Source organism: Rhodomicrobium sp. Az07 (assembly GCF_018619475.1).
Lineage (GTDB): Bacteria > Pseudomonadota > Alphaproteobacteria > Rhizobiales > Rhodomicrobiaceae > Rhodomicrobium.
Genome location: NZ_JAHFZG010000027.1, coordinates 1 through 20,066, shown reverse-complemented (window position 1 = coordinate 20,066; position 20,066 = coordinate 1). Strand labels below are relative to the sequence as shown.

17 protein-coding genes and 3 pseudogenes are annotated in these 20,066 nt (G+C 63.5%); 12 read left to right on the top strand and 8 right to left on the bottom strand.

Features of this window, described 5'->3' with window-relative positions; all coding sequences use genetic code 11:
• A pseudogene (locus tag KKP04_RS14755) lies at positions 1-110 on the top strand (IS5/IS1182 family transposase); the annotation flags it as partial.
• A gap of 30 nt (positions 111-140) precedes the next feature.
• On the opposite strand, the gene KKP04_RS14750 reads toward KKP04_RS14755, so the two are convergent.
• Positions 141-842 carry an alpha/beta fold hydrolase gene (locus KKP04_RS14750; protein WP_215033266.1) on the bottom strand — a complete coding sequence of 234 codons (702 nt, stop codon included), beginning with the start codon at positions 840-842 and terminating at the stop codon, positions 141-143.
• A 95-nt stretch (positions 843-937) separates the two neighbouring features.
• Complete coding sequence (locus tag KKP04_RS14745) at positions 938-1,780, bottom strand: response regulator (RefSeq protein WP_215033263.1); 843 nt, start codon at positions 1,778-1,780, stop codon at positions 938-940.
• Positions 1,781-1,926: 146 nt separating this feature from the next.
• On the opposite strand from KKP04_RS14745, the gene KKP04_RS14740 reads away from it, so the two are divergent.
• From KKP04_RS14740 to KKP04_RS14720, 5 genes are read left to right on the top strand one after another with little or no spacing between them, the layout of a single operon-like run.
• Complete coding sequence (locus KKP04_RS14740) at positions 1,927-2,208, top strand: hypothetical protein (protein WP_215033260.1); 282 nt, start codon at positions 1,927-1,929, stop codon at positions 2,206-2,208.
• Positions 2,209-2,730 carry a sigma-70 family RNA polymerase sigma factor gene (locus KKP04_RS14735; RefSeq protein WP_215033257.1) on the top strand — a complete coding sequence of 174 codons (522 nt, stop codon included), beginning with the start codon at positions 2,209-2,211 and terminating at the stop codon, positions 2,728-2,730.
• Positions 2,731-2,735: 5 nt separating this feature from the next.
• Positions 2,736-4,283: an ATP-binding protein gene (locus KKP04_RS14730; protein WP_215033254.1), complete on the top strand. Its 1,548-nt coding sequence runs from the start codon at positions 2,736-2,738 to the stop codon at positions 4,281-4,283.
• Positions 4,280-4,717 carry a response regulator gene (locus tag KKP04_RS14725; protein WP_215033251.1) on the top strand — a complete coding sequence of 146 codons (438 nt, stop codon included), beginning with the start codon at positions 4,280-4,282 and terminating at the stop codon, positions 4,715-4,717. The genes KKP04_RS14730 and KKP04_RS14725 overlap by 4 nt, the downstream gene beginning before the upstream one ends.
• On the top strand, positions 4,710-5,810 hold the full coding sequence (locus KKP04_RS14720; protein ID WP_215033248.1) for a response regulator: 1,101 nt from the start codon (positions 4,710-4,712) through the stop codon (positions 5,808-5,810). The genes KKP04_RS14725 and KKP04_RS14720 overlap by 8 nt, the downstream gene beginning before the upstream one ends.
• A 63-nt stretch (positions 5,811-5,873) precedes the next feature.
• On the opposite strand, the gene KKP04_RS14715 is transcribed toward KKP04_RS14720, so the two are convergent.
• A complete protein-coding gene (locus KKP04_RS14715) occupies positions 5,874-6,065 on the bottom strand; it encodes a hypothetical protein (RefSeq protein ID WP_215033245.1) in 192 nt (63 codons plus the stop codon).
• A gap of 212 nt (positions 6,066-6,277) precedes the next feature.
• On the opposite strand from KKP04_RS14715, the gene KKP04_RS14710 reads away from it, so the two are divergent.
• Entirely contained in the window at positions 6,278-7,102 is an 825-nt protein-coding gene (locus tag KKP04_RS14710; protein ID WP_215033242.1) for an alpha/beta fold hydrolase, read from the top strand.
• A gap of 114 nt (positions 7,103-7,216) precedes the next feature.
• Entirely contained in the window at positions 7,217-8,800 is a 1,584-nt protein-coding gene (locus KKP04_RS14705) for a cisplatin damage response ATP-dependent DNA ligase (RefSeq protein ID WP_215033239.1), read from the top strand.
• Between the two features lie 36 nt (positions 8,801-8,836).
• On the opposite strand, the gene tmk is transcribed toward KKP04_RS14705, so the two are convergent.
• From tmk to KKP04_RS14690, 3 genes are all read right to left on the bottom strand, one after another.
• Positions 8,837-9,592, bottom strand: coding sequence for a dTMP kinase (gene tmk, locus KKP04_RS14700; RefSeq protein ID WP_215033237.1), 756 nt, complete (start codon positions 9,590-9,592; stop codon positions 8,837-8,839).
• 1 nt (position 9,593) lies between these two features.
• Entirely contained in the window at positions 9,594-10,826 is a 1,233-nt protein-coding gene (locus KKP04_RS14695; protein WP_215033234.1) for a D-alanyl-D-alanine carboxypeptidase family protein, read from the bottom strand.
• Between the two features lie 89 nt (positions 10,827-10,915).
• On the bottom strand, positions 10,916-11,860 hold the full coding sequence (locus KKP04_RS14690; RefSeq protein WP_215033231.1) for a septal ring lytic transglycosylase RlpA family protein: 945 nt from the start codon (positions 11,858-11,860) through the stop codon (positions 10,916-10,918).
• Positions 11,861-12,192: 332 nt separating this feature from the next.
• Here KKP04_RS14690 and KKP04_RS14685 point away from each other — a divergent pair, with 332 nt between their 5' ends.
• Positions 12,193-15,102 carry an FAD-binding and (Fe-S)-binding domain-containing protein gene (locus KKP04_RS14685; RefSeq protein ID WP_215033228.1) on the top strand — a complete coding sequence of 970 codons (2,910 nt, stop codon included), beginning with the start codon at positions 12,193-12,195 and terminating at the stop codon, positions 15,100-15,102.
• A gap of 11 nt (positions 15,103-15,113) precedes the next feature.
• Here KKP04_RS14685 and KKP04_RS14680 read toward each other — a convergent pair whose 3' ends face one another.
• A complete protein-coding gene (locus KKP04_RS14680) occupies positions 15,114-16,361 on the bottom strand; it encodes a lytic murein transglycosylase (protein WP_215033225.1) in 1,248 nt (415 codons plus the stop codon).
• Between the two features lie 305 nt (positions 16,362-16,666).
• Between KKP04_RS14680 and KKP04_RS14675 the strand changes: the two genes are divergently transcribed.
• The 3 genes and pseudogenes from KKP04_RS14675 to KKP04_RS14665 all read left to right on the top strand — a co-directional run.
• Entirely contained in the window at positions 16,667-18,052 is a 1,386-nt protein-coding gene (locus KKP04_RS14675; RefSeq protein ID WP_215033222.1) for a S41 family peptidase, read from the top strand.
• 279 nt (positions 18,053-18,331) lie between these two features.
• A complete protein-coding gene (gene cysG, locus KKP04_RS14670) occupies positions 18,332-19,723 on the top strand; it encodes a siroheme synthase CysG (protein WP_371818834.1) in 1,392 nt (463 codons plus the stop codon).
• Positions 19,724-19,806: 83 nt separating this feature from the next.
• Positions 19,807-19,944: pseudogene (locus KKP04_RS14665) on the top strand (transposase); the annotation flags it as partial.
• Positions 19,945-19,956: 12 nt separating this feature from the next.
• Here KKP04_RS14665 and KKP04_RS14660 read toward each other — a convergent pair.
• Positions 19,957-20,066 (bottom strand): annotated as a pseudogene (locus KKP04_RS14660) (IS630 family transposase); the annotation flags it as partial.

The window sequence follows — 20,066 nt, the reverse complement described above, 5'->3', positions numbered from 1 at the left end:
ACTTCCGAGCCGTCGCAACCCGCTACGACAAGCGCGACGACAATTTCCTCGCATCCGTCAAGCTTGCGTCAGTCCGTATCTGGCTGCGGGCTTACGAGTCGGTGACCTAGGCGCGTTACGCTTTCCGCGGATCGCTCGCCTCAAGCGCTGTGCCAAGCCGCGAGCATGTGCGCCATGAAGTCCGGCTGTTCCAGCGTGGACAGATGCCCGCAATCCGGCACGACCTCCAGCTTCGCGCCGGGGATGGGGTCGGCTATTTCCTTCGCGAGAGCCGGCGGCGTCAACTCGTCGCCATAACCCACCACAACGAGCGTCGGGCAGCGGATCGAGCCGAGGTATGGCCGCGAGTCCCGCCGTCCGATGATCGCCGTCTGCTGCCGGACAAAGGCATCCGCGCCCGATTCAAGGATCATGTTTTCGACAACAGCACGAAGCGTGTGGTCGTTGCGGCGGCTTGCATGCACGAAGATCGGAAACAGGATTCCCGGCAGATCGCCGAACTTGCCCGTTTGCGCCATCTCGATCTGCGTCTTCCGGCGAGCCGTCTGCTCCGGCGAATCGGGGCGCGCAGTGGTGTCGAGCAGGGCGAGCCTTGCTACCCGATCCGGCGCGCGGCGCAAGATCTCCAAGGCGATATAGCCGCCCATCGAAAGCCCGGTGAGTGCGAAACGCGGCGGCGCGGCGGCGAGCACATCGTCCGCGAGGGCGGCTATCGAGTCGCTGCGGGTGTGGTTGGCCACCGTGACGGTCGCTCCCTGCCTGAAAAGGACGGGAAGCTGGCCGCCGTAAAGCCGCGTGTCGCAGCCTAGGCCCGGGATCAACAACGCCGGCAAGGCTTCCATGGTGTTCTCCGGTTCCCGGCTGCGATCCCGTGAGCATTCGCTCTCGGGATGCGCGTTATGCGAGGTGTAAGCGGCTCCGCTGAAAAAATGGTTGATCAGCGCGCGTCGGCACCCGATTCGGAGTTTTTTCCGGGCGCCGCAGCGTTTCCATCCTTCACGCGCGAGCGCACCTGAAAGAACAGCGCCTGCCCGATGATTGCCTTGACGGTCTCGGCGTTGAACGGTTTCGCGATGAGGAAGGTCGGCTCCGGCTTCGCGCCGGTCAGCAGCAGTTCCGGGTGTCCCGTTATGAAGATCACCGGCAATTCGAGCGAGCCGAGGATTTCGTTCACGGCTTCAACGCCCGAACTTCCGTCAGCGAGCTGAATATCGGAAAGGATCAGGTCGGGCTGGGTTTCCTGCGCGAGCTTGAGCGCGGCGCTGTGCGTGCGTGCGGTACCCGTCACGTTATGGCCTATGCCTGTCACGATTTCTTCGAGATGCGCGGCGGTGAGAGGTTCGTCCTCTATGATGAGGATGTCGGCCTGATCGAGCTGGCTTGCGATTTCATGATCCGCCGCCGCGATCAGGAGCGCGACTTCCCCCGTGTCGGTGTCGAGAATTTGCGCGATCGCTTCCGCGTCAAAACCCTCCACAGACAAGAGAAGAAAGGCCTGTCGAGGCTTTGGCGTCAGGGTTTGCAGGCCATGGACCGCCTCGGAAGTCTCGCCGCTCAAATTGGGGAAACTGTTGGTCCCCACTGAATTCCATATCTTGAGGAAAGCGCGGTATAGCGCGACTTTCGGCTCAAGCCCGCCGGGGAACAGGTCGGGGTCGTCGACCAGCGCCTCAAGGAGTGCGACGACGTAAGCGTCTCCGCTTTCCTGCGAACCGGAAAGCGCACGCGCGAACCGCCGGAGCGAAGGCAGATGCGGAGCAATGGATTGCGAAACAGACATGTGGCGTTCCCCAAGGAATAATTGTCCAGGCGCAGTTGACGTGACTGCAACAAACGCCCGTAGCGGGTGTTCCAGTGCATTGATGATTTGTGAAAATTTACTCCCTGTCCAGAGCGGCCGGTGACTCCTCTCAACAACAAGGAAGCATGATGAACGAAAACGATACAGGCGAGCGCGAGGCGAGCGCTCCTGTTCCCCAGACGCCTTCGCACAACGACGATACCGGCCTGGTTCTGAAGACCGATACGAATAAAACTTCGACCGATGGTGCCGACGACCCCGAGCAGACGCCGTCATCCGACCCCACATACGATGAAGCGCGCTTCGCGGCAGGGGTTGTCAAGCTCTATGAGAAGCTTCTCGCGGAACCGATCCCCGAAGAGATGCTCGCACTCATCAACAAGATCGAAAAGCAGGAGCGCGACTGAATGGGTAATCCCGCCGATGCAAACCTGCGGCAAGAGTTGGTCAAGTGGATCCCGAATCTGCGCGCATTCGCGCTTTCGCTGACGCAAAGCTCGCAGCATTCGGACGATCTGGTGCAAGATACGCTGGTCAAGGCGCTGTCGAACCTCGACAAGTTCCAGGAAGGGACGAATTTGCGCGCGTGGCTGTTCACGATTCTCCGCAACAGCTTTTACAATGACATCCGCTACAAGAAATATCACCAGACCGCGCCGCTCGACGACGTCGACCCCTCGCACCTCGAAAGCCGGGCGACGCAGGAAAAATACATCGAGTTCAAGGATGTTCTGAGAGGGTTGAGCGGACTCGTGCCCGAACAGCGCGAGGCGATCATCCTGATCGCCGCCGAGGGATTATCCTATGAGGAAGCGGCTGCGGTCTGCAATTGCCCCGTCGGTACCGTGAAAAGCCGCCTCAGCCGTGCCCGCCAGCGGCTTGAAGAATACGTGAACGGTGAAAAGGCGATTCCCGCGCGGGTCGATTGACCGGCATGAAGGCACATCGTGTATCTTGCATCGACGGCCGATCTGCGGTCGCGAAAAAGAGCGTGGGTGTGATGGCGGGGTTTCACGACGTTTTCTCATTGTTTCGGGAGAGCCGTCGGGAAGCGGCGCTTCTCGGCGCGGCTGCCGTCATTCTCATACTTCTCACCCTGTTTTCCGTCTGGCTGTCCCATCGCCTCGAAAGCGACGCCGGCACAGCCGCGGAGATAAACCGCTACTACGCCAAGCTTGGCCGCGTCGGCCGCACGATGCGCACCGTCGAGAGCAGCCAGCGCGGCTACCTGATCGCGGAATCGGAGCAATATCTGCGACCCTATAACGAGTTGTATTCGCAGCTCATTCCACAAGCAAAGCGATTGATCGAAAGCGTGCCCGCGGCGTTGGAAGAAAAGGAGCGCCTTGCGGTCTTGCTGGATCTGATAACGCGCAAGGCCAACGAAATGGCCGTAACCGTTGCCGATGCAACGAACGAACGGCGCGACGCGGCCGTCGCCCGGCTCAAGGACAATTATGGCGTCAAGCTTTCCGAGCAGATCGAAGAGCACATCAATGCCCTGCAAGAGAAGGCTATCGCGAAGCGTGACGAGATCGAAGCCAACTCGGCGGAATTGCGCGACATGAAGATGATCGTCGACGTCATCGGCGGCGTGGCCGTGCTGGCCTTTTCGTTTCTCAGCATCTGGTTCCTGATGAGATCCAACGCGGCATTGTCGAGGGCCCACAGGGCGCTCGAAAAGACGAACGACGATCTTGAGGATATCGTCATGCGCCGAACCGCAGCTTTGCAGCGGGCGAACGACGAAATTCAGCGCTTCGCCTATGTCGTGAGCCACGATCTTCGCTCGCCGCTCGTCAATATCATGGGGTTCACGTCCGAGCTGGAAACGCTTCGCAAGGACTTGTTCGAACGGCTGGAGAAGGCAAACGCGCTGGCGGATACCGACGTTCTCGGCAAGGATTTCGACGAGGCTTTCGGCTTCATCAAGAGTTCCATCGCCAGAATGGACCGGCTCATCAACGCCATCCTGAAGATTTCCCGTCAGGGCAGCCGCCCGCTTCACTCCGAATTGATCGATACGAAAAAGCTCGTCGAATCCGTGATTTCGAACGTCGCTCATCAAATCCGTGAAAAGGATGCCCGCATCGCTGTTGGGGATTTGCCGCCGATCCTGAGCGATCGGATGTCGATAGAGCAGATCTTCTCAAACCTCATCGAGAACGCCATCAAGTTCCTCAAAAGCGACGGACAAGGAGAAATAAAGATAGAAGGCTACCTGCGCGGTGTTGACGTGATATACTCGGTTTCCGATAATGGCCGTGGCATCGATCCCCGCGATCATCAAAGGATCTTCGAGCTGTTTCGCCGGGCAGGCCCGCAAGATGTGCCCGGCGAAGGAATGGGTTTGGCGTTCGTGTCCGCATTGGTGCGTCGACTGGGCGGTTCTATCGCCGTCGAATCCGCCGTGGGAGTTGGGAGCACGTTCAAAGTGACGCTTCCTGGAACCATAGCGCAGACAAGGGGGATGGCCGCATGAACAAGCCGGTAACGATCGTCATGATCGAAGACGATCAAGGTCATGCCCGCCTTATCGAACGGAATATACGGCGGGCGGGCGTAACGAACGAGGTCATGCCTTTTTCGGACGGCGCGTCCGCGCTCGCCTATTTCAAGAAAATCGAGAGCGAACCGGCCGAACTCAATCCTATTCTCGTGTTGCTCGACCTTAACCTGCCCGATATGTCCGGCATCGATATTCTCGAATTTCTCAAGAATGACGGTCATCTTCGGGTTGCGCCCGTGATCGTGCTCACGACGACCGACGACCAACTAGAAATTCAGCGCTGTTACGATCTCGGCTGCAACGTTTACATTACAAAGCCCGTGGATTATGAGCAGTTTGCGGTTGCCATACGGCAGCTTGGCCTGTTCATTTCCGTCATCAAGATTCCGGACCCGCTGAATGGCTAACAAAAATCCGCGAATCCTGATCATCGACGATGATGAAGGCTTCTGCCGGCTGGTTGCCAACCGGCTTGAGCGCAGCGGTTTTTCGGTCGTCTCGGCGTACTCCGCAGCAGCCGGCCTTGAGGAAATCTCCGCGTCCGAATTCGATGTGGTTCTGCTTGATCATGTCCTTCCGGAGCAGGACGGCCTGTCGCTCATCGCGTCACTTCAATCGCGCTCGAACGCGCCGCCGATTGTCTATCTGACCGGAACGCAGGACAGCCGCGTCGCCGTCGCGGCGCTGAAGGCAGGCGCCGCCGATTATGTCGTGAAAGACCTGCATGGCGATTTCCTGCTGGTGCTGGAAAACGCGATCACCAACGCCATGTTCACGACCGCACTCAAGCGCGAACGAGAACGCGCCGAAGCAGCCGTCCGCAACGCCCGCGACGAGTTCAAGGCGCTGGCGGAAGAGCGCGCCCTGCTGCTCCGCGAGGTCAACCACAGGGTCAGCAACAGCCTTCAGCTAATCGCGTCGCTCCTCCATTTTCAGGGAGATGTCAGCGGCAACGCCGACGTGAAGGCGGCCCTGAAGGAGGCGAACGGCCGTGTGCTGGCTGTCGCGCGTGTCCACCGCGCGCTTTATACGTCGTTCGACGTGCGCTGGGTGACGCTGTCGGACTATCTGGCGAGTCTCATTCGCGATCTGGAGGATGTGTCCGGCGGTGAAGGCACGAACGGCGTCATTTCTTTCAGCGGCGCGCCAATCCAGATTTCTCCCGACGCAGCCGTTTCGGTCGGCATCGTGACCACCGAACTCATTCTCAATGCGCTGAAGCACGCCTACCCGAACGGGCACGGTCAGGTGCGGGTTATCATTCGGCTGCGAGAGACGGAAATCGATCTTGTGGTCGAGGACGACGGCGTGGGCACCCGGGACGATCCGCCCGAGAAGACGAGACGACGCGGTCTTGGCCAGCGCATCATCGCAGGCATGGCGGAAAAGCTGGAAGGCGCGCTGCGGTACGAAAAACTGTCGCCCGGAACGCGTGCGGTGCTGACCTTTCCACTCGGCGAGCACGTCCGTGTCCTGCAGAGCGAGGCGGCGCTGAGTTGAAGCGCCGTTGTGGACACGCCATCATGCGGGCGGCCGTCAACTTGTTCCAGAGCCGTGCCGTCGTCAGGCGTGACCGATCGCGTCGCCTTTGGACAGGTGAATGATCTTCTCGTAAAGGGAGATCGTTCTGCGCGCATTTTGCTTGAAACGCGCCGCTTGCAGCTCATCCCCGCCGAAAAACTGACTCTGATCCATTTCGCTCAACGCATCACGCAGCGCGGCCTGCCGCCGTTTGCACTCTTCTATGAAGTCCATGTCTATGCCTTCCCAAGTGGCTCAAGGGAAGCCTGAAATTAACGCGGCGTCAACCGGGAATAGAAAAAAGTTGTGTTCTGTCTGAGCCGGTTGCGGTCTTGCACGCACTGGCCCATCCTCGCGCTCTGCCCTGAAGGTTAGCGAGGCGCCGGATCGGAACCTAAGATCGGCCCGTGCGATTTTCCCGAACAGTCACAATCGGGAACAAGCACATGCCTGTAATCACAACAAAAGACGGCATCGAGATTTTTTACAAGGACATGGGCTCCGGCAAGCCCGTCGTGTTCAGCCATGGCTGGCCGCTTTCGGCCGACGACTGGGAGCCGCAAATCCTCTTCTTTCTCGGCAAGGGCTTTCGTGTGATCGCACACGACCGCCGCGGCCACGGCCGTTCCACCCAGACGAGCGAGGGGCACGATATGAATCACTATGCCGACGATCTCGCGGCGGTGACCGAGCATCTCGATCTGAGGGATGCCATCCATGTGGGGCATTCCACCGGGGGCGGCGAAGTCGTCCGCTATCTCGCGCGCCACGGCGAAGGGCGGGCCTCGAAAGCCGCGCTCATCAGCGCCGTGCCGCCGCTCATGGTGAAGACGGAAGCCAATCCGGGCGGCCTCCCCAAAGAGGTTTTCGACGGGTTTCAGGCGCAGATCGCCGCCAATCGCGCGCAGTTCTACCACGATGTTCCAGCGGGACCGTTCTACGGCTACAATCGCCCCGGCGCGAAACCGTCACAGGGCGTGATCTGGAACTGGTGGCGGCAAGGCATGATGGGCGGGTCCAAGGCACATTATGACGGGGTCGTCGCGTTTTCGCAGACGGACTTCACCGAGGATCTGAAGAAGATCGCGCTGCCGGTGCTGGTCATGCACAGCGAGGATGACCAGATCGTGCCTTACGCCGATGCGGGGCCGCTCTCCGCGAAGCTGCTTCCGAACGGTACATTGAAGACTTACAAAGGGTTTCCGCACGGCATGCCCACAACCGAGGCCGAAACCATCAACGCCGACCTTCTGGCCTTTATCAAAGGCTGACGCTGCACAGTCCGCGTTATGAGTATAGGTCTCCGATCAGGTCGATCCAGCCTGATCGGATATTCTGCGCCGCCATGCCTTAGACAAGCCCTGTCTTCGGCATATATTAGCAATATGCAAGCCTTCGCCGCCCTTCTCGACCGGCTCTATTACACGCACTCGATCAACGACAAGGCCGCCGTGCTGAAGGCGTATCTCGTTCGCACGCCGGACCCGGATCGCGGGTTCGCGGTGGGCGTGATTGCGGGCACTGTGGCGTTCGAGCTTTTCAAGCGCGCGCTGGTGCGCGACCTCGTGGCGGAACGCGTCGATCCGGTGCTGTTCGACCTCTCCTATGAGTATGTGGGCGAGATGTCGGAGACCGTCGCGCATATCTGGCCGAGGAACCCGCACCGTACCATTCTGAACCGCCTGCCGCCGCTGCATGAGGCAATCCACGAATTTCGCACCCGCGACAAACCCGCCATCCGCGACTATCTCGCGCTGCTCCTGGACAACATGACCCCGCCCGAGCGCTGGGCGCTTTTGAAGCTTGGCACGAGCACGCTGCGCATCGGCATGTCGGCGCGGGCGGTGAAGCATGTGCTGGCGGAGTTCGGCGGCGTGGATGTCGGCGAGATCGAGGAGGTGTGGCACGCGCAGAAGCCGCCCTATCTCGACCTGTTCGCCTGGCTCGAAGGCCGCGCGCCGAAGCCGCTCTCGAAAGACGCGGTGACGTTCCATCCCGTGATGCTCGCGCATGCCATCGAAGACGCGGCCCTCGCCGCCATCACGCCCGACGCCTTTATGGCCGAATGGAAATATGACGGCATCCGCGTGCAGATCGTTTCGACGCCCGTGGGCAGGGCGCTGTTCTCGCGCACGGGCGACGACATTTCGGGCGCGTTCCCGGATGTGCTCGCGCGCGTCGGCTTTCGCGGCGTGCTCGACGGCGAACTCATCGTGCGGGAGGGCGAGCGGATCGCGAGCTTCAACCACCTTCAGCAGCGGCTGAACCGGAAGTCGCCCGACCCGAAACTCATTGCGGCCTATCCGGGACACGTCATCCTTTACGACGCGCTCGACATCGACGGCCGCGACTTGCGCGCGCTGCCGCTCACCGAGCGCAAGGCGGAGATGGCGCGCTGGTTCGACGCGGCGCGCCCCGAGGGCATGGAACTCGCCGCGCCCCTGACATTCCGCGGTCCCGGCGACCTGCAAGCCCTTCGCGCGGAGGCAGACACACTCGCGTCGCCGCATATCGAAGGGTTGATGCTGAAGCGGCTCGACAGCACCTATGTCGCGGGGCGCCCCAAGGGCTTGTGGTACAAGTGGAAACGCGACCCGATGCTCGTCGACGCGGTGGTGATGTACGCGCAGCGCGGCACGGGCAGGCGCTCGTCCTTCTACTCGGACTACACGTTCGGACTCTGGCACGACGGCGCGCTTTCGCCCATCGGCAAGGCGTATTTCGGCTTCACTGACGAAGAATTGAAGGAACTCGATAAATGGGTGCGCCATCACACGGTGGCGCGTTTCGGGCCGGTGCGCGAGGTGGAAAAGGCGCTCGTGTTCGAGGTGGCGTTCGACGCGGTGCATCGCTCGACGCGGCACAAATCGGGCGTAGCGCTGCGCTTCCCGCGCATCAATCGCATCCGCTGGGACAAGCCCGCGCGCGAGGCGGACGAGTTGAGCGCGCTTTTGAAGTGGGTGGATTAGGTGTCGGTTGAAGGCCCCGCGACGCGATCGCCCTTGTCAGAGGCTGAAGCGTTCGCGGACGATGGACCAAACCTGATCCTCGACGCGCGTGGGCGTATCCGAAGCGTCGACGACCGCGCACCTTGCGGGCTCCGCCTTGGCGATGGCGAGGAATTCTCTGCGCAGGCTGCGATGAAAGGCGAGGTTCATGGTTTCGAAGCGGTCCGGCGCGGGAACTTCGTCCGAGTGAGCGCGGCGTGCAATCGCATCGCTGCTCGCTTCGGCGTCGGGAAAGCTCGGCACCCCTTCGGCTCGTTCGGCCGCATGCTCATCGACAGCGCCAGCGGGAGCCACGCCCGCGCGGCGCCGCTCACCCGCGCGCCGGAGGCCGAGTTCGGGCGCGAGATCGAAAATCAGCGTGAGATCGGGCCGCGTTTTTCCGACGACGGCGTCATCGAGCGTCTCGATCACCGAAAGCGGCAAGCCGCCAGCCGCGCCCTGATAGGCGCGCGTCGAATCGCTGAAGCGGTCGCAGATGACCCATGTGCCGCGTTCGAGCGCCGGACGGATGCCGAGTTCGAGATGCGATTCACGGGCGGCGTAGAACAGCACCGCCTCGCCGAGCGCGCCGTAGCGCTTCGCCTTGCCCGACAGCAGGACTTCGCGGATTGCCTCGGCTCGCGGCGTCCCCCCCGGCTCGCGCGTCAGGAGGACGTTGATGCCCTTGCGGCGCAGGCGATCCGCGAGCACCCTGGCCTGCGTGGTCTTGCCCGCACCCTCCCCGCCCTCCAGCGTTATGAAGCGGCCGCGCACGTCAGGACTTCGGCGTGACAGCCGGCGCCGCCGTGTTGACGGGCTGCGTTTGCGGCTTCTTGAGATAATCCGTCACGGCCTGCGAGACGTAAGCGTTCACACCGAGCAAAAGGGAGTCGACGCCCTTGGCGATGATACCGCCCGCTTCCAGATCGGCGGCAGCGAGAAGCGGCGCGCTGTTCGACGTGCCCGCTTCGGAGGTTATGCGCAGCTCTCCGATTGGATCGCCTTCCTTAATCGGCGGCTTGAGCGGCCCCTGATAGGCGATCTGCGCGCGGATGCGTTGATCTTTCGCGTTCACCGGCAGCAGCACGACCACGTCTTCCTTGGCCTTGACCGGCAGCGTCCACTTCTCGCCGCCCCAGACGCGAACGTCGCCAACGACCTCGTCCTTGTCGAAGACCTTGTGCGCCTTGAAGTTCACGAAGCCCCAGTTGAGCATCTTCTGCGCTTCCTCGCGGCGGTCGCGTTCGCTTTCGAGGCCGTTCATCACGAGCACCAGCCGCCGCCCGTCACGCACAGCCGATGCGGCGATGCTGTATCCCACGTCTTTCGTGAAGCCGGGCTTGAGACCATCGGCGGCGACGGCCGTGGACTGCAACGGGTTGTGGTTCCTGAAAGTAAAGGTGCGGTACTTGAATTCGTTCTGCCCGAAATAGGGGTAAAGGTCCGGGTAGGTCTTGATGACATGGATCGAAAGCGCCGCGAGTTCGCGCGCTGTCATCTGGTTGCCGGGATGCGGCAGGCCGGTCGAGTTGCCGAATGTGGATTTCTGAAGTCCGAGCGCGCGGGCCTCTTCCGTCATCAGCTTGGCGAAGGCGTCTTCCGTGCCCGAAATTCCTTCCGCCACAGCAATGCACGCATCATTCGCATTCTGCACCGCGATCCCCTGGATGAGGTCGCTCACCTTCGCCGATTGATTCAGCGGGATGAACATCGACGTCGTGCGCGAAGGCGCGCCGCCGTTTCTCCAGGCGTAGAGGCTCACCGGGAACTCGGTGTCCATGGTGATCTCGCCCGCCTTGAGCTTTTTGAAGATGACGGCGAGCGTCATGATCTTGCTCATGCTCGCGGGCGCAAACAGCCTGTCGGCGTTCTTCTCGAAAAGCGTTGCCCCGGAATCGAGGTCGATCAGCGTCGCCTCGGCCGCAGCCGTCCGATACCCGCCGGATGACTGCGCCAGCGCTGGCTGAAACATCTGGAGGAAAGCAAAAAACAAGAGGGCAAGGCGCATGGGCGTCGGTCCCGGTGAGTCGGCAAGTCAACTATATCGAGCCGACCGCCTGTTGGCTAAGGTTCAGGCCGATGAGCCTTTACATAGTCTCACTGGCCGCCATTAAAAGCCACGCCCGTGGAGAAGGCCGGACGCGCGTTTGTCGACCAGGCACCGCTTGTGTCATGCGTCGAAGCCTCGAAGCCGCCTTTTCTGACGACGAGCGGCTTGTCGAAGACCCCGGTCGAAGTCGTTGCCGATGCGAGAGAGGGTTGGGACGGAAGAGAAGGCAGCGCGACCGTAGCAACCTTTGCGGGCGTCGGCTGCGCGGCTGCGGTCTTCCTCGGTGCAGCTTTCGCCGGCGCAGCTTTCGCCTGACGCGCCGCATTGGTCGTCACGACGGGAGCCCAGGCACTCAATGACGCGGGTGCACCCATCGAGGCGGACGCGACCATCGGCGCGGAGGTCATTTTCGGGCGCGCGGGCGCCTGCACGCTCGAAACCGAATACGCGGCCCAAGGCTGCTTTGCCAGGATGGAGCGCTCAAGGTGATCGTCGCCATTCAGCGGAGCGGGCGCGAAATAGCGCACGCGCACCGGCGCGGTTCCGCGTCCGTGGAAGCCGAGAAGCTCGGCCGCCCTTCGCGACAAATCGATGATGCGCCCGTCGTGATAGGGACCGCGATCGTTGATGCGCACGACCACCGTGCGGTTGTTATCGAGGTTCGTCACCTGCGCGTACGTCGGCAGAGGCAGTGTCGGATGCGCGGCTGTCAGCGCGCCCATGTCGTAAACTTCGCCGTTTGCCGTCTTGCGTCCGTGGAAGAAGTCGCCATACCAAGAGGCAACGCCAACCTGGTCGTAGTTCACGTCGTTGACCGGCGTATACCACTTGCCGTTTGCAAGATACGGATTGCCGAGCTTGTAGGCGCCGCCGCCTTTCGGAACCGGATCGCCTACCTTGATCACGCGCGGACTGAGCGTCTGGGTCTCGTCGACCGGACTCTTCTGGGGGGAACACGCACCAAGCGATGCAACAAGCGCTGTGACGATCATGACCCTGCTTGAGGATGTGTTGAAGACGCCCCGCAACTCGACAGGAAAGCGGGGAGAGTCCAGTCCAGAAAGCCGATTCGGGCGAATGCTGGGCGCGGCCTTGGTCTTGCACCAGACTTGCGCGTTTGCCGCAGCTTTTTGCGGCAGGGACGCCAGGGGGCAACAGTCGCAAACGCAAACTCGGCTCATGGTACACGCACAACCCGGATACAACCTCAAGCTGCGTGCAGGCTAACCGCGCGTGGTTAAGGGACCATTGCGCTCCGGGAGACTCTCGGTCATGGTCTGCGGCTGGCGGCGGCGGAGACGCGACCGCCGCTTTTTTGAGGATCATGGCATTGCGCAAGGCGTCGCCCGCTTTTTGGGACAGGCTCGCCAATGAGATCGAGGGCGACGCCTCAAGCGACCTTTTCACGCGAGGACGCTATGCCACCGACGCGTCCATGTATCAGTGCTTCCCGGCGGGCGTGGCCTGCCCGAAGACCGGGAGCGACGTGGCCATCGTGCTCGAAATGGCGCGCGAGGAAGGGCTTTCCGTCGTTGCGCGCGGCGGCGGCACGTCGACGGCAGGGCAGGCGCTTGGCGAGGGTGTCGTCCTCGACTTCACGAAATACATGCGCGGCATCGGCGCGATCGACGCGGAGAATGCGCGATGCGTGGTCGAGCCCGGATGCACGCCCGCGGCGCTTGCCGCAGCGCTCGAACCGCACGGGCTTTTCCTCCCGGTCGAGATCGCGTCGGCGCAATCAGCGACAATCGGCGGCATGCTCGGCAACAACGCAAGCGGGCTGCGCGCGCTCCGCTATGGCTCGATGCGCGACCGCATCCTTTCCGCCATGGCGCTCATCGCCGACGGGCAGCGCGTGCATTTTCGCGCTATCGCCGAGGACGAGACGGCGCGATTTCCCGGCCGCGAGCGGCTGCTCGACCTGCTGCAATTCGGCGAAGCGCACGAGAAGGACATCGCGCGCGCGTTTCCACTGCGCGCGCCGGGAACGCCGGAGCCGCCCGGCTACGATCTGCGCGCGCTCCTGCCGTACTCCGAAGATCAGAACCTTGCGCGGCTGCTGGCGGGCTCCGAGGGGACGCTCGCCATCGCCACGAGCATCGAGCTGAAGCTTGCGCGGCTTCCCGGAACGCGGGCGCTCGGCGTCTGCCGCTTCGCCGATCTCGGCGGCGCGCTGCGCGTTATCCCCAAGATCGCGCTCCTGAACCCGACCGCCATTGAACTCCTCGACCGCACGCTGATCGATATCGTCGCGGCGCGGCGCGACCCGCACGCCGCGCGCCTCCTGCAAGGCGACCCCGAGGCGCTGCTGATCGTCGAATTCGACGAGGAAAACCCGGTCGACAATACGCGGCTCCTCAAAGGCTTGTCCGAAACGCTGGCCGAGGCCGACAAGGGCCGCTTCCCGCTCGTGGAGATCATGGGCGAAAACAACCGCGCCGCGCTTTGGCTGCTTCGGCACAACGCAGTTACGCGTGCGTGGCGCATGAAGTCGGCGGCGCAGCCCCTCTCCTTCATGGAGGATGGCGCGGTGCCGCTGCATCGCCTCGCCGCCTACGGAGCGGAGCTTGAGGCACTCCTCGCCAGGCACGGCGTCCGCTCCGCCCTGTATGGCAGCGCGGGGCGCGGTTGTCTGATCGTGCGGCCGGTGCTCAACCTTCGCCACGCCCACGACCGGCAGCGGATGCGCGCGCTGTCCGATGAAATGGCGGCGCTGATCGTCCGCCATGGCGGCGTGTTGAGCGGCGGCCACGGCATCGGCCTGGCGCGAGGCGAGGCGCTGGAGCGCGCGCTTGCCCCCGACGCTCTGCGCCTCTTCTCGGACCTCAAGGCGCAGCTCGATCCGGGCTTCGTGCTCAATCCCGGCAAAATTCTCCGCCCGCCGGATTTCGACGCCGCGGCGCTGCTTCGCGCGCCGCGCGAGGCGAAGGCAGCCGATGTGCCGGTTGCCCTTTCATGGGAGGCGGAAGCGACACCCGCCCGCGCGCTTGAGCATGCGCGCCGCTGCGCCGGGCACGCGCTGTGCCGCACGGCCGAGCAGCGTTTCGCGTGCCCCTCTTTCGCGGTGACGCATGACGAGCGCGACTCTGCGCGCGGCCGCGCGCAGACAATGCGGCTTGCGCTTTCGGGGCAACTCGGCGACGAGGCGCTTGGATCGCCCGCGATGCTCGAAGCCATGGCGCTGTGCGTCTCGTGCAAGGCGTGCGGCTCCGCGTGCCCTTTCGGTGTCGACATCCCGAAGATGAGGGTGGAGGCGCTCGCCGCCGCGCGGGCCGTCGGCCGCTTCTCCCGCGCGCAGGAGCTTTACGCGAACCTCGCCGACTACACCGAGCGCGCTGCGCGCTGGCGATGGTTTCTCGCCGCGCGCGACCTGCTGCCGGGTCTGGCGCGCTTCACCGAAAGGAAACTCGGCCTTGCCGCCGACCGCCCATGGCCGCGCTGGGCGGGGCGTCGGTTCCGCGCGCCAGCCGAGGCGGAGCCGGGGCCGCGTGGTCTCGTCGCGCTGTTCGCGGACACGTTCAACCGCTCATTCGAAACCTCGAACCTTCGCGCGGCGCAGAGCGTGCTCGAAGCGGCGGGCTACGGCGTCGTTGCCTTCACGGACGGCGAAGACGGCGCGCTGTGCTGCGGGCGCTGCGCCTATGACGCAGGCGACATCGACAAGGCCCGCGCTCAGGCATTGCGGCTGTCACGGGCGGCTGCGGCCTATGCCGCGCGCGGCGTGCCCGTTATCGGCCTCGAGCCGAACTGCGTGCTGATGATGCGCGATGAATACGCCGCGCTTGGACTTCCGGTCGCGGACCCGCCGCCGGTGCTCCTGTTCGAGGAGCTTCTTGCGCGGCGCATCGGCAATCAGGACTTGTCGCTCCCGCTCAAGGCTATCGAGGCGAACGTGGTACTGCATTCGCATTGCCATGAGCGCGCCCACGGCGTCGACGCGCATGCGGAAGCCGTGCTGCGGCTTATCCCAGACCTTGCCATCACGCTCGCGCCGCCATCCTGCTGCGGGCTGAACGGGCTGATGGGCATGACGCCCGACACGCTCGACGCGTCGCTCGCGATGGCGGAGCAGGCGCTGTTCCCGGCGATCCGCAAGGCGGGCCGCGATGCGCTCGTTTCCGCTACGGGCTTTTCCTGCCGCAAGCAGATTCAGGATGGGCTAGGCCGCCCCGCGCGCCACCCCGCGATGTTGCTCGACCTCGCGCTAAAAGGCGACGCCGAAATCGTGGGGTAGGTGCGGGGCCGCTAAACGCCGCTGGCACGCAACCGCGCCAGCACCTTCAGCCCGGCATAGCCGTCCGCGGGCCGCATCCCGACCTTCAGCTGAAAGTCGCGGATTGCCTTCATCGTATCCTTGCCGACGCGACCGTCCGTGCCGCCCGTATTGAAGCCGGACGCCGTCAGCCGCTGCTGCAATTCCTGCACTTCCGCCAGCGTCGGCGCGCGCTCGCCGCCGGGGAACTGTTGCACGAACGGCCCTTCGCCCTTCAAGCGGTCGCCGAGATGGGCAATCGCCAGCGCATAGGTGTTCGCTGGGTTGTACGACTTGATCGCGTCGAAGTTCCGCGTGAGCAGGAACGCGGGGCCGCGCGCCACCGGCTGCCAAAGCCGCGCCCGTTCATCCGGTCTCGGGAACGGCTTGCCGTTAGCCCGCGTCACGCCCCTGCCCTGCCATGCCGCGATGGATTTCCAGCCGCCCGCGCCGCCCCTGCCTTCAGGCAAGCGCACCTCGTAGCCCCAGCCCTCGCCGCGCCGATACTTGCCGCGTTTGGCTATATATTGGGCAGTGCCCGCAAGCGCGTCATCGGGAGGGCCGAACGGCGAAATACGGCCGTCGCCGTCGAAATCCACGCCGACATTGAGCCAGACCTCGGGCATCCATTGCGTATGCCCCATCGCGCCCGCCCACGAGCCGACCATCTCTTCCGGCGTGGACCAGCCGCGATCCACGATAACGAGCGCGTTGAGAAGCTCCCGTTCCCAATAGGCGCGACGGCGCGGTTCGCCCCATGCCAGCGCGGCGAGCGCCGGGAAGACGGGCCGCATATGTTTCGGGTTGTTGACCACGTCGCCGAACGCGCTCTCCATGCCCCAAAGCCCGAGCATGACATGGCGGTCCACACCGTAAGTGCGCTCGAGCTTCTCCAGCAGCGGCGCATATTCGCGCGCGCGCTCCATGCCGATGCCGATGCGCCAGTCGGATACGCGGCGATTGAGATACTGCCAGACCTCTTCCTTGAATTCGGGCTGCGCCTTGTCGAGCGCGTAAACCGAGGTGTCGGGCTTGAGCGAGCCCATGACGCGCGCATAGGTCGCGCCGGAGATGCCGCGCGAGCGGGCGCGTGCGCCGAATGCATCGACCCATCGCGAGAACGGCATGCGCGCGGATTGCGCGAAAGCGGAAGGGGCAACCGCGCTGCTGCCGCAAGCGCCGGAAACCAGTGTGACGAGCGCGCCCTGGAGCACCGCCCTGCGTGAAAACATCATAGCCATCGCGTCGAGGTTGTCGAAAACAACAGCAAAATTGTGGTCGCGCGTTTCATAACAACGACATCACGGCATCTTGGTGAATGCTCCGAGCGGTAAGGCAACGAGTGCCGTTCGCGGGCGCCTTCGCCGCCCCTTTCCGCTCGCCACACTTAAAAGTGGAAAAAGTTAACCATACCCAACCATGGCCTAAAAATTGCCTTCGATGAAGATCAGAGGTCTTGTCGTCGAAGCAAGGATTCGTTTACCTTTTTCCCCTGCTCGGGTGATCGGACCTCCAGCTTGCCTGCCATTGGAAGGTTGAAAAAGTAATGCGGAAAAAGGAACTCGCGCTTGGTGCGTTCCTAGTCGCGCTGGTCGTGACCGGCGGATTGCTCTCCATGCCGCTCGTTCAGCGCCAAAGTGCGCAGGCAACGAGCCCGGAGATCTACAGGAATCTCGAATTGTTCGGCGACGTGCTGGAGCGCGTGCGGGCCGAATATGTCGAAAAGCCCGATGATGCGAAACTCATCGAAAACGCGATCAAGGGCCTTGTGAACGGGCTCGATCCGCATTCGGCCTATCTCACGCCGAAGGAATTCCAGGACGAGCAGGCGGACACACGCGGCGAATTCGGCGGTCTCGGCGTCGATGTCACGATGGAAGACGGTGCGGTCAAGGTCATCGCGCCGCTCGACAACATGCCCGCCGACCGCGCGGGCGTGCTTGCGGGCGATTCGATCACGGCGCTCGACGGGCAATCGGTAAAAGGGCTCAGTATGGATGCCGCCGTGGACCTCATGCGCGGCCCGGCCGGTTCGCCGGTGACGCTCACGATCCAGCGGAAAGGCGCCGCCAACCCGCTCACGGTAAAAATAATTCGTGACATCATCAAGATCAACCCGGTGCAATTCAGCGTCGAAGGCGATGCAGGCTGGATCAAGGTCAAATCGTTCGAGAACGAACATACTACGGAATACTTGCAGAAAGCGGTCGAAGACATCAAGAAGACGCTCGACGGCAAGGTGTCGGGCTATGTGATCGACCTGCGCAACAATCCCGGCGGTCTGCTCGATCAAGCCATCGACATTTCCGACGCGTTTCTCGACAAGGGCACCATCGTGGTGACGCGCGGCCGCAATGCCGATGACATCGAGCGCTCGACCGCAAGGCAAGGCGACATCGCCGACGGCAAGCCGGTCATCGTACTTCTGAACGGCGGATCGGCGTCGGCTTCGGAAGTGGTGGCGGGCGCGCTTCAGGACCACAAGCGCGCGACGCTGCTCGGCACGCGCTCATTCGGCAAGGGATCGGTTCAAACGCTCATCCCGCTTGCCAACAAGGGGGCGATCCGCGTAACCACGGCGCGCTACTTCACGCCGTCCGGCCGCTCGATCCAGGCAACCGGCATCGAACCGGATTATGTGGTGGAACCGGAGCTTCCGCCGGAGCTGAAACTGCAACTCGCCAGCGTGCCGTTCGAGTCCGAGGCCCAGTTACGCGGCCATCTCAAGAATGCCGCCGCGACGGAGGAAGGGCGCGGAAGCATTTCTTACGTGCCGAAGGAAAAGGAAAAAGACAATCAGCTTCAGGCCGCGCTGGCGCTTCTTCGTGGCCAATTGCCGCAGACGGGCAGGAAAGCCACGGATACGGTAGATCAGGCGCGCGCGACGGCTCCCGAGGCCAGTCCGCTTTCGAACAGTCCATCGGGTGGCTGACCGCCGTCCGGCGAACAGCGCCCCAGGCAGGGCAAGCGCGATGCGCCGATGATCCAAGCGAGGCGCTCGGTGACCGCACGGCACCTGAGCGGCCCGCCACTCGTCTCGTGAAGCCGACGCGAGAGCGTGTATGCCGCAAGCTGGACCTGTGGGAGAGGACTCGCGGCAACCGGGGATCAAAGTCGAATTCCCTCCACCCAGATCTTCACATCGTCGTTCGCGGCCGCATTTTTCTCGCGCCAAACCGCGCGGGATGGGTTAGCCCTACAAGCCCAAAAAGTGAGCCGCTCCGTGGACCAGCTTCCCGTATTCTTTCAACTCAAGGGCAGAGCCGTTGCCGTTGCCGGTGGCGGCGCGCCCGCGGCTCGTCGCGCCGAGCTTGCCCTTCGCGCGGGCGCGCACGTCCGCGTCTTCGCCTCCCGCATTGGCGACGATTTTCGCGCCCTGATCGACGACCCGCATTTTGCGCATGAGAAGCGCTCGCCCGTCGCGGTCGACATGACGGGCCTCACGCTCGCCTTCGCCGCGACCGGCGACCGGGGCGCTGACGAGGCTATGGCCGCGCTTGCCCGCGAGGCGCGCGTTCCAATCAACGTCGCCGACACGCCGGAGCTTTGCGACTTCATCATGCCCGCCATCGTCGACCGCGACCCGCTCGTGATCGCCATTTCGACCGGCGGCGCATCGCCCATCTTCGCGCGCATGATCCGCGCCCGCCTCGAAAGCACCATCCCCGCCGCTTATGGGCGCCTTGTCTCGCTGGTCGGCTCATACCGCGAGCGGCTCGGCCAACGGCTTTCGGATCTTTCGCAGCGCCGACGCTTCTGGGAGAGGGCGCTCGAAGGCCGCGTCGCGGATCGCTTTCTTGCCGGGCGCGAAGACGAAGCGCGTGCCGAACTCGAACGCGCGCTCGACGCGGCGGACGATGCGGAGCTTGCGCATGGCGAGGTCTATCTCGTGGGCGCGGGGCCGGGCGACCCCGATCTTCTGACTTTCCGCGCGCTCCGCCTGATGCAACGCGCCGACGTCGTGCTTTACGACCGCCTTTTGCCGCCGGGCATCCTGAACCTCGTGCGCCGCGAGGCCGAGCATATTTATGTCGGCAAGGAGCCGGACAGGCACGCGGTGCCGCAGGAGGAGATTTCCGCGAGGCTCGTGCAACTCGCGAGACAGGGCAAGCGCGTGCTGCGCCTCAAGGGCGGCGACCCGTTCATGTTCGGGCGCGGCGGGGAAGAGATCGAGGCGCTGGCTGCGGCGGGCATTCCGGTGCAGGTCGTGCCGGGCGTGACCTCGGCGGCGGGCTGTGCGGCTTATGCGGGCATTCCGCTGACGCACCGCGATCACGCGCAGGCTTGTGTGTTCGTCACGGGGCATGCGCGAAGCGGCGGGGGCTTGAGCCTCGGCTGGGAAGCGCTCGTGCAGCCGCATCAGACCGTCGTCATTTTCATGGGGCTTGGCCAGCTCGAAACGCTGATGCAGCAGTTCGTGGCGCATGGCGGCGACCCGGCACTTCCCGCCGCCATCGTGGAAAACGGAACGCGTCCGAACCAGCGCGTCGTGACGGGCACCGTTGCGACCATTGCTGGAGATGCGATCAGCGCCGGGATGCGCGGCCCGGCGCTTGTCATCCTCGGCACGGTCGTAACCCTGCGGGAAAGGCTCGCGCCTTAGACTCTTTCCGACTTTAGAGCGCATTTCGATCAGCCTGGCTCATAACCGCATGATCTGAAATAGTTGGCGCATTCGTTGGGCAGGAAGATGCCGGCGCCACATTGCTGTTCCTCCCGCCCTACAGTCCAGATTTCAATCCGATCGAAAAAGCCTTTGCCCGCCTCAAGGCCACACTCAGAAAGAGCGCCAAGCGAACCATCAGCGGTCTGTGGACCCTGATCGGCGAGCTCGTGGCGCTCGCCCTTCGCGCAGCGCCCGTGGCTGCGGGCCATGTTGGTGGCGGTCCACGTTTCGTCTATGAACACGAGGCGCTCCGGTTCCAGGTCGAGTTGGCCGTCGAACC